The 13,890-nt window shown below is 64.3% G+C and carries 10 protein-coding genes; 2 read left to right on the forward strand and 8 right to left on the reverse strand.

Annotation, left to right across the window (positions count from 1 at the left end; genetic code table 11):
- The first annotated feature begins 9 nt into the window (after nt 1-9).
- Together hisH and MacB4_RS05585 are read left to right on the forward strand one after the other, a co-directional pair.
- Nucleotides 10-693 carry an imidazole glycerol phosphate synthase subunit HisH gene (hisH, locus tag MacB4_RS05580; RefSeq protein WP_242529359.1) on the forward strand — a complete coding sequence of 228 codons (684 nt, stop codon included), beginning with the start codon at nt 10-12 and terminating at the stop codon, nt 691-693.
- Complete coding sequence (locus tag MacB4_RS05585) at nt 690-1,421, forward strand: HisA/HisF-related TIM barrel protein (protein ID WP_206864846.1); 732 nt, start codon at nt 690-692, stop codon at nt 1,419-1,421. The genes hisH and MacB4_RS05585 overlap by 4 nt, the downstream gene beginning before the upstream one ends.
- A gap of 244 nt (nt 1,422-1,665) precedes the next feature.
- On the opposite strand, the gene MacB4_RS05590 is transcribed toward MacB4_RS05585, so the two are convergent.
- The 8 genes from MacB4_RS05590 to tgt all read right to left on the reverse strand — a co-directional run bounded on the left by MacB4_RS05590 (nt 1,666) and on the right by tgt (nt 13,737).
- Nucleotides 1,666-2,826 carry a metallophosphoesterase gene (locus MacB4_RS05590; protein WP_206864847.1) on the reverse strand — a complete coding sequence of 387 codons (1,161 nt, stop codon included), beginning with the start codon at nt 2,824-2,826 and terminating at the stop codon, nt 1,666-1,668.
- A 9-nt stretch (nt 2,827-2,835) separates the two neighbouring features.
- The gene (gene carB / locus MacB4_RS05595; protein WP_206864848.1) at nt 2,836-6,069 is read right to left on the reverse strand and encodes a carbamoyl-phosphate synthase large subunit; all 3,234 of its coding nucleotides are present in this window, start codon (nt 6,067-6,069) and stop codon (nt 2,836-2,838) included.
- A 93-nt stretch (nt 6,070-6,162) separates the two neighbouring features.
- Nucleotides 6,163-7,260 carry a cyclic dehypoxanthinyl futalosine synthase gene (mqnC, locus tag MacB4_RS05600; protein ID WP_206864849.1) on the reverse strand — a complete coding sequence of 366 codons (1,098 nt, stop codon included), beginning with the start codon at nt 7,258-7,260 and terminating at the stop codon, nt 6,163-6,165.
- A complete protein-coding gene (locus MacB4_RS05605; RefSeq protein WP_206864850.1) occupies nt 7,251-7,982 on the reverse strand; it encodes a menaquinone biosynthesis protein in 732 nt (243 codons plus the stop codon). The genes mqnC and MacB4_RS05605 overlap by 10 nt, the downstream gene beginning before the upstream one ends.
- Before the next feature lie 40 nt (nt 7,983-8,022).
- Nucleotides 8,023-9,798 carry a single-stranded-DNA-specific exonuclease RecJ gene (gene recJ, locus MacB4_RS05610; RefSeq protein ID WP_206864851.1) on the reverse strand — a complete coding sequence of 592 codons (1,776 nt, stop codon included), beginning with the start codon at nt 9,796-9,798 and terminating at the stop codon, nt 8,023-8,025.
- A 105-nt stretch (nt 9,799-9,903) separates the two neighbouring features.
- A complete protein-coding gene (secD, locus tag MacB4_RS05615) occupies nt 9,904-12,198 on the reverse strand; it encodes a protein translocase subunit SecD (RefSeq protein ID WP_206864852.1) in 2,295 nt (764 codons plus the stop codon).
- Nucleotides 12,199-12,231: 33 nt separating this feature from the next.
- Nucleotides 12,232-12,579: a preprotein translocase subunit YajC gene (gene yajC, locus MacB4_RS05620; protein ID WP_242529360.1), complete on the reverse strand. Its 348-nt coding sequence runs from the start codon at nt 12,577-12,579 to the stop codon at nt 12,232-12,234.
- A gap of 9 nt (nt 12,580-12,588) precedes the next feature.
- Nucleotides 12,589-13,737 carry a tRNA guanosine(34) transglycosylase Tgt gene (gene tgt / locus MacB4_RS05625; RefSeq protein WP_206864854.1) on the reverse strand — a complete coding sequence of 383 codons (1,149 nt, stop codon included), beginning with the start codon at nt 13,735-13,737 and terminating at the stop codon, nt 12,589-12,591.
- Between the last annotated feature and the right edge of the window lie 153 nt (nt 13,738-13,890).

Genomic DNA, 13,890 nt, shown 5'->3' on the forward strand with positions numbered 1-13,890 from the left:
CGAAAAACGTTGAGCTCCCTTTCTCCTCAACCCGCTGCCGCCGACTCCCGCCCTCTTCTGGGCGTCGTCGATTACGGCATGGGCAACCTCCGGAGCGTGGAAAAAGCGCTCGCGTTCGTCGGGGCGGCCCCCCGGCGGGTCATGAAGCCGGATGACTTGGCCGATCTGGCCGGTGTCGTCCTTCCTGGGGTCGGCGCGTTTGGCGACTGCGCCGCGCGGCTGAAGGAAACCGGGTTGTGGAGCCCGCTCCGGGCGTGGGCGGGTGGCGGAAGGCCGTTCCTCGGCATCTGCCTGGGCTACCAGCTCCTCTTCGAAGGAAGCGCCGAAAGCCCGGGGATTGCCGGGTTCGGGCTCATTCCCGGCCAGGTGGTCCGCTTTCCGGGAGGGGTCGGGAAGGTCCCCCAAATCGGCTGGAACACGATCCGGATCGTCCGCGAAAGCGCCTTCACCCGGGAGGTCCAGTCGGGAGATTTCGTCTATTTCGTTCACAGCTACTACCCGGTGCCCCAGGACCCGCAATGGGTCGCCCTCGAGACCGATTATGGCGTGCCCTTCGCCAGCGGTGCCTGCCGCGATGCGCTCTTCGCGGTCCAGTTTCACCCGGAAAAGAGCCAGCGGGTCGGCTTGCAGCTCTTGCGCAACTTCGTCCGAGTCGCCGCCCGCCACGAGGCGGCCCCTCGATCCACCTCATGAAGCTCTTTGCTGCCATCGACTTGCTCGGGGGAAAGGTCGTCCGCCTCCGGCAGGGAAAGCGGGATTCCGCTACCGTCTATTCCGACGATCCGCTGGCTACGGCCCTTCGCTGGGAAGAGGAGGGAGCGGATGGCCTGCACATCGTCGACCTGGCGGGAGCGTTTTCCGGCGCCTCCTCCTCCCTGCCCTGGGTCGAAGCGATCGCAAAACGGGTTCGGATTCCCATTCAATTCGGCGGCGGGCTCCGGACGCAAGAAGCCGTCGAAGAAGCCCTCCGGCGCGGATCCTCGCGGGTGGTCATCGGTACCCGGGCGTGGGAAGAGGATGGTTTCCTTCCGAAGCTCGCAGGCCGCTTCGGCTCGGAGCGGCTCGTCCTCGCCTTGGACGCCCGCAACGGGGAAGTCCGGATTGCTGGCTGGGAGCGCGGCACGGGAAAGAAGCTGATCGACGCGGCCCGGTATGCCCAGGGTCACGGCGCGGGCTTCCTCCTCTACACCGATGTCTCCGTCGATGGCATGCTCTCCGGCCCGGACCTGGAGCGAACCCGGCAGCTGGTCGAATCGATCCACCTCCCGATCTTCGCCTCGGGCGGGATCGGGAAGCCCGGCGATCTCCGCGCCCTGCAGCAAATTCCACGCCTCTACGGGGCGGTCCTGGGCCGAGCGATCTACGAAAAGACGGTCTCCCTGCGCGATTGGCGCGCGGAAGCCGGCGGAAAGAACGCTTAGGCCGCAAAGGGAAATCGCGCCTCGCGGCTGGCCCTGCGACTCCTGATCTGGGACGGCTTTCTCGGCGCTCTTTTGGGTTCTGCTCCCTCTTTGAGTGGCTTTCCTCTCTTTCCTCCTCCGCTGCTGCACGGCCTTGGGAGCCACTCCCCCCCTTGTTCCGGAAGGCATCGCGGCTCTTGAGAGAAGCCGCGGTGGCTCATTCCCGGGAAGAAGGCCCAGAGGGTTGGCGGCTTCGCTCTCCTTCTTACCCGGCCGACAAGCGGAGGGTGATCCGGACGATTTCCGAGCACTGGCCGATCCGGACCGGGGGACCCCAGGTTCCCGCGCCCCGGGTAACGACGAAGTGGGTCTTTCCGCGACGCTCATACCCGTAGGCGAGGGGGAAGAGCCGGGCGACCACGTAGTTGAGGGGCCAGAACTGGCCGTCATGGGTGTGGCCGCAGACGAGCAGAGCCGCTCCGCAATCGGTCGCCTCGTCGAGTGCGGAAGGTCGGTGGTCGAGAACCAGGAGCGGAAGGCACGGATTGGTCTTCTCCAGGATCTGCCGGAGCGGGCGGCGCGGACGGCCGTCGCCCAGCACCGTTTTCGCCCGGTCCTCCCGTCCGGCGATGCGGAGAAAGCCTCCGACCTCCACACACCGGTCGCGCAGGACGGAGATCCCGTTCTTTTCCAGGAAGGTGACGACTCCATCGGCGCCGCAGTAGTATTCATGGTTTCCCACGCAAGCGAAGACGCCGAGCGGGGCGCGAAGGGAGCGGAAGAGCGGTCCGACGCCAGCCTTCTCGAGAACCTCAGAGGGAGCATCGACCAGGTCCCCCGGGAGAAGGATGAGATCGGGTTCCGTCCGCCGGATCGCTTCGAGGATGCGGACGAGCCTTTTGGCGCCAAAGGTTCCGGTGATGTGGAGGTCCGAAGCGAGGGCAATGGTCAGAGGCGGGGGAGCCGAGGAGGAAGCCGTGGAGGTGTCGATCGAAAGGTCGAGCCTTCGGATCTCCACGCGGCGGGCGTTGGCGGATCCCTTGAGGAGCAGGAGTACGACCAAGCCCACTAGGCCGAGAGCCGATGCCCAGGGGGGAAGGAGGCTCGCTTCGAACCGGGCAAAGCCCGGCAGGAGCCGCAGCAGATCCCAGAGAGTGATTCCGAGAAAGAGGTAGAGAACCGACGGAATCCAGAGCGAAGTAAGGAGGACCGCTGAATCGGCGAGAGAGGAAGGGTTCCTCTCCTGCCACTTCCGGGCCGCAGGATAGCCGAAAACGCAAGCGGCCGCAAGGCCAAGGTAGCCGACGCGGAGAAGGAGATGCGGGGGCAGGACGAGCCAGCCGCGCATGGCCACGTAAAGGCCGAGGGTCAGGTAGCCGCCAATCAGGAGAGCCGAGAGGGAAATTCCCGGGATCCTCCTCGCCACGGCACGCTCCTACCGGCGCGAAGCGAGCGCCGCGTGATGCTCCTGCAGCGCCTTGACCCGGAATTCCTTGTGCTGCAGGGAGCGGATCGCCTGCACGGTGGCCCACGCCGCCGCCATCGTGGTCATGACGGGGACCCCCGCGTAGAGGGCCCGGGTTCGAATCTGGATCTCGTCATGCCGCGCCGTGCGTCCTCCCGGACAGTTGATCACCAGCGCAATCTCCTCGTTCTTGAGCATGTCCAAGATATTGGGACGTCCTTCCGAGAGCTTGTGAAGACGGTGGCAGGGGACGCCCGCTTCGGCCAGGGCGCGACCGGTCCCAGCCGTACTGTAAAGGGTAAAGCCGAGCTCGTGGAGGGCCTGGGCGATCCGGCCGCCCTCTTGCTTATCCTGATCCCGGACGCTCACGAAGACGTTGCCGCGGAGCGGGAGGCTCGGCGAGGCGGCCGTCTGAGTCTTGGCGTAGGCAAGCCCCAGATCCTCATCGATACCCATCACCTCACCTGTCGACTTCATCTCGGGACCCAGGAGGATGTCGACGCCGGGGAAGCGAAGGAAGGGGAAGACCGCTTCCTTGACGCAATAGTAGCTGGGAATTACTTCCCGCGTGAAGCCGAGCTCGGAGAGCTTCCGTCCAGCCATCACCTTCGCCGCCAGCTTGGCCAGCGGCACTCCGATCGCCTTGCTGACGAAGGGGACGGTTCGGGAAGCCCGAGGGTTGACCTCGAGAACGTAGAGGCCATCGCTCTTGACCGCAAACTGGACGTTCATGAGCCCTCGAACCTCGAGATCGAGCGCCAGGGAACGCACCGCTTCCCGGATCTCCCCTTGGATGGCTGTGGAAAGAGTGGGAGCCGGGATCACGCAGGCGCTGTCGCCCGAATGGACGCCGGCCTGCTCGATATGCTCCATGATCGCGCCCACGACGACTGTCTTGCCGTCGCAAAGGCAGTCGACGTCCACCTCGGTCGCCTCTTCCAGGAAACGGTCGATCAGGATCGGCCTCTCGGGGGAGACGAGCAGCGCCTCCCGGACGTAGCGTCGCAAATCTTCCTCGGTGTAAACAATCTGCATCGCTCTACCCCCGAGAACGAAGGAGGGTCGGACGAGGATCGGATAGCCGATCTTGGCCGCCCCGGCGACCGCCTCTTCCTCGCTCCGCGCGGTCACGCTCCGCGGCTGGCGCAGGCCCAGCTTGGAGACGAGCGCGGTAAAGAGCTCCCGATCCTCGGCACGCTCGATCGATTGTACCGCGGTCCCGAGGATCCGCACCCCCGCTCGCTCCAGAGCCGCCGCCAGGTTGAGGGGGGTCTGTCCGCCGAACTGGACGATAGCGCCCGAGGCTTGGGTCGCCTCGTAGACGTTGAGGACATCCTCGAGCGTGAGCGGCTCGAAGAAGAGGAGATCGCTGCAGTCGTAGTCGGTGGAGACGGTCTCGGGGTTGGAGTTGACCATGATCGCCTCCTTCCCCAACTCGCGGAGGGCAACCGCCGCATGGACGCAGCAGTAGTCGAACTCGATCCCCTGTCCGATCCGATTCGGTCCTCCTCCGAGGACGAGGATCCGCTCTTTGGCTCCGACCGGCGGCAGCTCCCGGCATCCGCCCTCGTAGCTCGAGTAGTAGTAGGGGGTGTAGGCGGTGAACTCGCCCGCGCAGGTGTCCACAAGCCGATAGGAAGGCCGGAGGTTCAACCGGGCCCGCCGGGAGCGTATCTCTTCTTCCGAAAGGCCCCACAAGTGAGCGATCTGCCGATCGGAGAAGCCCTTGCGCTTGGCTCGCTCGAGGGCGTCCGAGCCCGGCGGCTCCTTGGCCAAACGCCCCTCCTCTTCGACTAGGCCGCGAATCTGCTCAAGAAACCACGGATCGATGCCTGAGAGCTCGGCAATTTCCGGGAGCTCCATCCCGGCCCGGAAGGCGTGGCGGAGATAGAAGATCCGTTCCGCCCGAGGAGTGACCAGATAGTGGCGGATCTCCTCCATGGAGGGAGGCGGGTCGGATCGAGCCCCGCCCCCTCCCAAGCCCCAAGCTCCCACTTCCAGGGAACGGAGGCCTTTCTGGAGCGACTCCTGGAAGGTCCTTCCCATGGCCATCGCCTCGCCCACGCTCTTCATCGAGGAGGTGAGCGTGGGGTCGGAGGCTGGAAATTTTTCGAAGGTAAAGCGAGGGAGCTTGGTGACAACATAGTCGATCGTCGGCTCGAAGCTCGCCGGCGTCTCCCGGGTGATGTCGTTGCGCAGCTCGTCGAGGGTGTATCCGACCGCCAATTTCGCTGCGATCTTGGCGATCGGATAGCCGGTCGCCTTCGAGGAAAGAGCCGAGGATCGGGAAACGCGAGGATTCATTTCGATGACGAGCTGCCGCCCGGTCTTCGGATCGACCGCGAACTGAATGTTGGACCCTCCGGTTTCAACGCCAATCTCTCGGATGACGGCAAACGCCGCATCGCGCATCCTCTGGTATTCCCGATCGGAAAGGGTCTGGATGGGGGCGACGGTGATGCTGTCCCCGGTGTGCACCCCCATGGGATCGAAGTTCTCGATCGAGCAGATGACGACGCAATTGTCGACCCGATCGCGCATGACCTCGATTTCGAACTCCTTCCAGCCGAGCAGGCACTCCTCGATCAGGATCTCTCCGATCGGCGAGGTCGCCAGGCCCCCGGCCACGATCCCTTCGAACTCTTCGCGGTTGTAGGCGATTCCTCCCCCCATGCCACCCAGGGTGAAGGCCGGTCGGATAATCAGCGGGAACTTGCCGATCGTCTCGGCAACGCTCCGGGCCATCTCGAGGCTTCGCGCAGTCCCCGAGTTGGGCACGCCGAGGCCGATGCGCACCATCGCCTCCTTGAAGAGCTGTCGATCCTCGGCCTTCTTGATGGCTTCAGGCTGGGCACCGATCATTCGAACTCCGTAGCGCTCCAGGAGCCCGCAGTCCGCCGCGGCGGTCGCCACGTTGAGAGCGGTCTGCCCTCCCAGGGTGGGAAGGAGGGCATCGGGCCTTTCCCGCTCCAGGATCTTCTCCAGCACCGCGACCGAGATCGGCTCCAAATAGGTGCGATCCGAAAACTCCGGATCGGTCATGATGGTCGCCGGATTGCTGTTGAGAAGGATGACCCGATATCCCTCTTCCTTGAGCGCCTTGCAGGCCTGCACCCCGGAGTAGTCGAACTCGCAGCCCTGCCCGATCACGATCGGCCCGCTGCCGATCAACAAGATTGAGTGGAGATCATCCCGCTTGGGCATAGTCTGGAGAGATTTCCTTTTCCGATGGCTTGGAGGCTCGCAGAGGAGACCGACTTCCGGTGGGGCAGGCTGCCGGAGCAGAGGGTTCGGTCATCACAAGAGCTCGTACCAGTTGTTCCGACGTCTCGGCTCAAATCCCCCGTTACGGATGAAGCTTTCGATCTCCTCGGCCGTCATGCGGAAGGTCGTGCCCGCCGCAGAGACGACGTTCTCCTCCATCATCACGCTTCCGAAGTCGTTGGCTCCGAAGCGGAGAGCCACCTGTCCGATCTCTGGCCCCTGAGTCACCCACGAAGACTGGACGTTGTCGACGTTGTCGAGGAAGATCCGTGCGAGGGCCTGCATCCGCAGGTATTCGGAGGGGCCGCGCTTCTTGGCGCTCAGGGCCGTGTGGTCGGGCTGGAAGGTCCAGCAGATGAACGCGGTGAATCCGCCCGTCTCATCCTGAAGCTCGCGGAGGCGCCGAAGGTGCTCGATCCGATCCTCGAGCGTCTCGACATGCCCGAACATCATCGTCGAGCTCGATCGCAGCCCCAGCCGGTGAGCGGTCCGCATCACCTCGAGCCACTCATTGGCCGTGCATTTGAGCGCTGCGATGCGCTTGCGCACTTGGTCGACCAGGATTTCCGCACCTCCACCGGGCACCGAGCCCAGGCCGGCGTCCCGGAAGCGGCGTAGCACCTCTTCGAGCGGCATCTCGAACGTTCGGGAAAAGTGGACGAACTCCGGAGGGGAAAAGCCGTGGATGTTGATGCCCGGATGCTTCTCCTTCAGATAGTGGAGAAGATCCAGGTAGTAATCGATTCCCAGGTCCGGATGGTGTCCACCCTGGAGAAGGATCTGCGTCCCGCCGATCGCCTCGAGCTCGGCGACCTTCTTGCCGATCTGCTCGGGGCTCAGGACGTAATGGTCCGGATCCTGTCTTCGCCGGTAGAAGGCACAGAACTTGCAGCCAACGTTGCAGACGTTGGTGTAGTTGATATTGCGATCGACGATGTAGGTGACGATCCTCTCCCCGGCCCCTTCGTACGCATCTTTCTTCTTCCACCGGCGGCGGGCGTCGGCCAGGAGTCCCAGCTCCGACAACGGAAGGAAATAGAGCTCCCGCGCCTCTTCCGGAGAAATCCTCTCCCCGGCCAAAACTTTCGCCCCCGCTCTTTCCTCGACATCGTTTCGGTTGATCAAATCCACAGTAGCTCCCTCCCATCGACTACCTTCTCTCCGAGGATCCGCAGCTCCCGGGCAAAGCGGCAGAGGCCCTCCCGTTCCTGCTCCCCCACTTCGTACCGGATGTAGCGAGTCAAATACTCGAGCTCGTTCTCGTCTTTCGCAATCGAAGCCCGCGCGGCAAGGCCACGCCGCTTCGCTTCGCGCAGGAGCGGAGCGAGCTTTTTGGCTTCCCCTCCCTCGCGCCGGACCGCCCAGGCGGCGAAGACGAAGGGGAGCCCCGTCTGCTCATGCCATCCTTGCCCCAGGTCGAGCAGCGCGGCCCTTGGGTTTTCCTTCCGAAACGCGAGCGCCCGATCCCCGATCAGGAGCCGAGCATCGGCTCGCTCCGTAAAAGGGAGGTAGATCGGATGAAAGCCAAGAAAATTCTCCAGCAGCACCCGCAGCAGGAGAAAGGACGATCGCGTGTCCGGATCGAGGGCGACTGTCCGCACGCCGCGCAGGGAGCCCTCATGGACCAGGATCACGCTTCTGACCGGACCGTCGGCCACGATCCCCACGCCGTCAACCAGCGCAAATTCCCCCGAAAGAGAGGCGCCCAAGGGCGACAGCCCCACGTCGATCTCGCCCGTCCGGAGCCGGTCGGGCAGCTCGGCGGGCGGGAAGAATGACACGAGCTCCTCCAACCCGTAGATGAGGGGCTTCGCGTTGAGATAGGGGGCGCACCCGATGCGAAAAGGACTCATGCCGCTCGGTTCCTCCGAACTTCTATCCGATCGCCCCTTCTCATTCAATCGTTCCGCTGCGCGCGCCGCCATCGGGTTCGGCTCGCCAATCGACGATCCGCACCCGCACCCGTTTGCCGAAAGCGTCCCAATCGAGGTGCCCGGCAATCTGAAATCTCCCGGAAATGACGCGGCTCTCCGCAAGGTCGAACGCAAACGCCTCGCACCGGGCATCGCCCGATCGGAGAAAGATCCGCGTGCAACCTCGCGCCTGGACCGGCGGCCGGTCGACGGAGAGCATGGGAAAGGCGAAAAGCGGCCGGGCATTTCCCGCCCCGAAGGGAGCCAGCCGCTCCAACTCGTCATACAGCGGGAGGCCCGCAGCGGAGAGCGGCAGCTCGCGTGTGATCTTCAGCCGCTTGCGAAAGAGCTCAGGTGAGCCCTCTCGCTTCGCCCATCCAACGAGGTTCGCGCGAAAGGTGGGGAGGTTCTCCTCCCGGACGGAGAAGCCCGCGGCAAGGTCGTGCCCACCGAATTTCTCCAAATAGGCGGCACTCGCCCGCAACCCCTCGACGATCGACATCCCCGGAATCCCGCGTGCGCTCCCCTTCCCTTCCCCCGATTCGTCGAAGGCGACGACCGCCACCAGTCGATGGAACCGCTTGAGAAGACGTGAGGCGACCACTCCCGCTACCCCCGGATGCCACCCCCTCTTTCCCACCACGATCGCCCCGCTCGTCAAGGCCGAAGGCTCCTTTTGCAGGACTCCGAGCGCTTCCTCGAGCATCTGGCGCTCAACTAGCCGACGCTGGAGGTTCTTTCGGTGCAGCGAGAGCGCTCCCTCCTCCGCTTCCGAGGCCGAATCGGTCAGCAGAAGGCGGAGCGATTCCATGGCGTCATCGAGCCTCCCGCTCGCATTGAGACGCGGAGCCAAGCGGAAGGCGACATCGTCGACCGTCGGCTTCTCGCCCACGTTCGATACGCTCGCCAGCGCGCGCAAGCCGGGCAAGCGGCGGCGCCCGAGCTGCTCCAGCCCGCACGAGACCAGAATCCGATTGTCCCCGGTCAGAGGCACCACGTCCCCGATGGTCCCCAGGGCGACCAGATCGAGCTCCTCGCGCAGCACCAGCCGCTCGCGGTAACCCGGCTCCAGCTTGAGAAGCCCATGGAGCAGCTTGAAGGCGAGCCCGGCGCTCGCCAAGTGGCTGCCTCGACCATCCTGGTGCGGGTTCACGATCGCGCAGGCCCGGGGCCAGCGGCCAGCCGGTTGGTGGTGGTCGACGACGAGCGCTTCGACTCCCTCTTCCGCGAGCCAGGCCAGTTCTTCGATCGAAGTCGTGCCGCAGTCGACGGCGACAACCAAGTCGGGTGTACCCTTCCCGCCTTGCCCGCGCCGCTCTCTCTCCCGGCGGACAAGACGGAAGGCCCGCTCCAGTCCTTTCCGGGTGAGCCCGTAGCCCTCCGAAGCCCGCTCCGGGATGAAGGCCGTTACGGGAACTCCCAGAAGGCGCAGCGCCCGCACCAGAAGGGCTGTCGAGCTCACTCCGTCGACATCGTAGTCGCCGTACACCAGCGTCCATTGCCTCCGGGCGATGGCCTCCCTGAGCCGTTCGGACGCTTGCCGCAAGCCGGTCAGCTCAAAGGGGTCTTCGAGCTCCGAGAGCCGGGGTCGGAGAAAGCGGGAAGCCTCTGCCGGATCACGATAGCCGCGCTCGGCAAGGAGCCCCCCAAGCAAGGGAGAGACGCCGAGGTCGCGAGCGAGGGCTTCCGCTTCTGCCGGCAACGTGCCGATCTCCCAAATCGTCTCGGCTTCCTCGCTCGTTGCCGCTTCGTCCATGGAGCTCGTTGCCTTCCTGCCCAACCGGCCTCTCCCCCCCGGCGTTTCCAGGAGAGGGCCCGGTGCCCGCCCGAAAGGGAAGCGCAAAACGCACCCCTCCGACGCTCACGCGCTCTGCGCGGCGGGGCGCCCCAACGGATGGGGGCCCTTCCCTCGAAGCTCGTGAAGCCAGTACATGAGACCAGGTGTCAAAAAGTGGGAGGAAAACATGCCGCCCAATACACCGATGAGGATCGCCAGAGCAAAGGGGGAGATCACCGGGCCGCCGAGCATCAGCATGGAAAGAGTCGCCAGAAGAACGGTGCCGCCCGTAATCAGCGTACGAGCCAGGGTCAAATTGACCCCGCTGTTGACGTGCTCCGCAAAGGTGCCCGCCTGGCGCAGGCGGGCCGCCTCCCGGACCCGGTCGGAAATGACGATCTTCTCATTGATCGAATAGCCAAGGATCGTCAAGAAAGCGCCAACCAGCGGCATTGTAAATTCCTGACCCAGGATCGCCATGAATCCTACAGCCAGGAAGACGTCGTGGAGCTGTCCGAGTGCGGCCGCAGCGGCGAAGGACCACTCATAACGGATCGTGACATAGAGAAGGATAGCTACCAGGCCCAGGGAGAGAGCCAAAAGGGCACGCCCTTTGAGCTCCTCCCCCACAACGGGGCCGACACTGTCTAGCCTGGCATTGGCGAATCGGGCGGTCGGGAGCTTGTTCTGCAGGATCTGCAGGGCGCGTTCCCCCTCGCCATAGCGGGTCTGCAAGGAGAGCTGCCGGTACTCGCGCGCATATTGCACCATGCTTGGATGGATCCCCGCCTCCGCCAGCGCCGCTCGAACCTCCTGGATGGATGCCGCCTGCTGATAGCTGACGGTCAGGGAGTCTCCGCCCACGAAATCGACTCCCAAGAGCTTGTCGCTGCGGAGGAAGAAGGTGGCCATCCCGGCCGCGAGGAGAGCCAGAGCGAGCCAGGACGCCGTCCGCCGCCAAGCCAGAAAGGGGAAGCTCGGGCGCGTCAAAATACGCATCATCGAAAGGCGCTGCAACCAGCCACTCGCCAGGAGCCACTCGAAGGCATTCCGAGTCACCACGAGGGCGGCAAAGAGGTTGGCCACGATCCCGAGCACGAGCGTGACGGCAAAGCCTTGGAGCGGTCCGCTCCCGAGCCACATCAGGATCACGGCAACCAGGATGACCGTGACGTTCGAGTCGAAGATGGCGCTGAATGCGCGCTCGAATCCGACGGTCACCGCCTGCCGGAGCGGCTTTCCCGCGTCGAGCTCGTCCCGCATTCGCTCGTACACCAGGACGTTGGCGTCCACGGCCATCCCGATCGTCAAAATGACTCCGGCCAGCCCGGGAAGGGTCAAGGTAAAGTGAAACTGCGCCAGGAAGCCAAAGAGCAAGAAGAGGTTCACCGCGAGCGCGAGCACGGCTACCAGGCCAGCCGCCCGGTAATAGGCTACCATGAAGAGAACGACGAGCGCCAAGGCCACCCATGCGGCTCTGGCACCGCTCAAGATCGAGTCGCGGCCCAGCGACGGATCGATCCCCCGCTCCTCCAGCAGCTTGACCGGCATTTCGAGCGGGTTCTCCAGGACGCTCGCCAGATCCTCCGCCTCCTTGGGACTCATGTTGCCCCCGGAGATGACCGCGCTCCGAAAGATCGCCGACTGAATTACGGGTGCACTCTTGACCTCTCCATCCAATACGATCGCCAGCTGTTTCCCGATGTTGCCGCTCGTTATCGCCCCGAAGCGGCGCGATCCCTCGTCGCTGAACTCGATCACCACGGTGGGTCGGCCGACCTCATCGAAGCCTCGAAATGCCCGCCGCACATACTTCCCTCCCATCTCCGCACGCCGCTTGACCAAGATCTGGCGCAGCCCGGAGGCCTTCGCCTCCTCCGGGGCAAAGGAAAGCACCTCGTAATCGGGAGGAATCCGTCCCTGTCCTGTCTGAACCTCCGCGAGAAGCTGGCCAGACTGCGGATGCACCAACTTGAACTCGAGCTTGGCCACTTTCGAAAGCTGCTGGCGTGCCGAGTTCTTTTCGGCCTCGGCCAGCCCGGGGATCTGAACGCTGATCCGGTTGCGACCCACCGGCTGGATGATCGGCTCCGACAGGCCAAACTTGTCCACCCGCTTCCGGATCACCGCCGTGGCTTGCTGCAACGCCCCCGGGGAGGGCTGGCCCTCCAGCTCCAGAAGAAACGCCGTGCCTCCTTTGAGGTCGAGACCGAGCCGAATCGACTTGTCGAGCGGAAAGAGGGAGATCCCGGCGTTGGCCAGGAGCATGACAATGGAGAGGAGGCCCACCCATCGGCGCACTCGTTCCTCGGTCGAGGTGAAATACCAGATCAGGGCGATGAGGAAGAAGAGCGCCGTGACGAAGGACCAGAGCAGCATGGCGTTTTTCTCTCTCCTGAGGCGATCGCGACCCTACTTTTCTTCCGCTTCTGCCTTCGTGACCGAAGTGAGGCTCGTCTTGAGCACTTCGACCTTCACATTCTCTGCTACCCGGATGAGCACGGTCTTGTCCTTGACGTTGGTGACCGTTCCCAGCATCCCGCCGCTGGTCACTACCCGATCACCGGTCTTGACGCCGGCGATGAGGCGTTCCTGCTCTTTCCGCGCCTTCTGCTGCGGCCGGATCAAAAGGAAGTAGAAAACCCCGAAGATGAGTGCCAGCGTGATCAGCGATGAAAAGGCCGGCATCTCCGCCGGCTGCCCGGCGGCCGACCCTCCTGCGGCTGACGGTTGTGCTGCGGCGATCCAGAAAAGCTCCATGCCCATGCTTTATGACCCTTCGTTATATTCCTGGCGACGCTTTCTCTGCTCCGCCAGGAACGCCTCCCAGCGTCCTGCCTCCAGCGCCGCTCGTATCTCCCTCATTAGGCAAAGGTAGAAATACAGGTTATGCAGCGTGAGGAGCATAACGCCAAGAATTTCCTCCGATTTCAATAGATGGCGCAAATAGGCGCGGTGGAAATGGCGGCACGTATAGCAGCCGCATTCGCGGGAGAGCGGTTCCTGATCGAGGCGGAACGAGGAGTTCCGGAGAGAAAGGCGGCCCGCTTCGGAATAGGCAACCCCGTGCCTGGCTAATCGGGTCGGCAGGACGCAGTCGAAGAGATCGACACCCAAGTTGACCATCTCGACCATCTGCCATGGCTCTCCCACCCCCATGACATAGCGGGGGCGCTTCCCGTCGAGATGAACGACCGTCTCCGCAACTGTGAGCAGGCCCTCCTCGGGAGGCTCCCCCACGCTGACCCCCCCGATCGCATACCCATCGAAGCCGATCGCTCCCAGCTCCTCGGCACAGAGCGACCGGAGCTTGGCCTCGCCTCCTCCTTGGACGATGCCGAAAAGGCCCGCTTCCGGCGTGGGGAGCCCGGAATGGGATTCCCGGATGCGCTCCCACGCTTCTTTTCCTCTTGCCGCCCAACGAACCGTCCGTCGGACCGCCTGATCGAGGACGCTGGGAGAAGCCGGCCAGGGTGGGCATTCGTCCAGGCTCATGACCAGATCGCTCCCCGCGATCATCTGGAATTCGATCGCCAGCTCGGGCGAGAGAAACAGGGCGCTCCCGTCCAAGTGGGAGCGAAACGCCACGCCCTGGTCATCGACATGGCGAAGGGAGGAGAGGCTGAAGACCTGGTACCCCCCGCTGTCCGTCAGGATGGCTCCGGGCCAGCCCAGGAACCGGTGCAACCCTCCCAGGTCGCGCAGCACCTCAAGGCCGGGCCGGAGCAGAAGATGGTAGGTATTGCAGAGGATAACCTGAGCTCCCAGGTCGAGAAGATCGCGCGGAAAGACGCCCTTGACCGTCCCGCGCGTACCCACGGGCATGAACGCCGGGGTACGAACCAAGCCATGGCCCGTGCTCAGCTCGCCAACCCGCGCCGGGCAGCCAGGAGCGGACCCAATCAGGCAAAACTTCATCTCGATCCAGGAGCAGGCCTTTGCGCTCGGGCCTATTCCCGGCAGGGAGGGTGAGACAAAATGAGCGCAAGCTCCGCTCGTGCGAGGCTAGGTCCGCCCTGTCCGCCCGAGCTCGACTCGAAGGCGGTGCGCCGAGGCAAGCCTTTGCGCCGG

The organism is Methylacidimicrobium sp. B4, from assembly GCF_017310545.1.
GTDB lineage: Bacteria > Verrucomicrobiota > Verrucomicrobiia > Methylacidiphilales > Methylacidiphilaceae > Methylacidimicrobium.

Excerpts from the sequence above, each read along its gene's own strand:
- recJ (WP_206864851.1), bottom strand. The coding sequence starts at position 9,798 with ATGGACGAAGCGGCAACGAGCGAGGAAGCCGAGACGATTTGGGAGATC.
- MacB4_RS05605 (WP_206864850.1), bottom strand. The coding sequence starts at position 7,982 with ATGAGTCCTTTTCGCATCGGGTGCGCCCCCTATCTCAACGCGAAGCCC.
- yajC (WP_242529360.1), bottom strand. The coding sequence starts at position 12,579 with ATGGAGCTTTTCTGGATCGCCGCAGCACAACCGTCAGCCGCAGGAGGG.
- carB (WP_206864848.1), bottom strand. The coding sequence starts at position 6,069 with ATGCCCAAGCGGGATGATCTCCACTCAATCTTGTTGATCGGCAGCGGG.
- tgt (WP_206864854.1), bottom strand. The coding sequence starts at position 13,737 with ATGAAGTTTTGCCTGATTGGGTCCGCTCCTGGCTGCCCGGCGCGGGTT.
- MacB4_RS05585 (WP_206864846.1), top strand. The coding sequence starts at position 690 with ATGAAGCTCTTTGCTGCCATCGACTTGCTCGGGGGAAAGGTCGTCCGC.
- secD (WP_206864852.1), bottom strand. The coding sequence starts at position 12,198 with ATGCTGCTCTGGTCCTTCGTCACGGCGCTCTTCTTCCTCATCGCCCTG.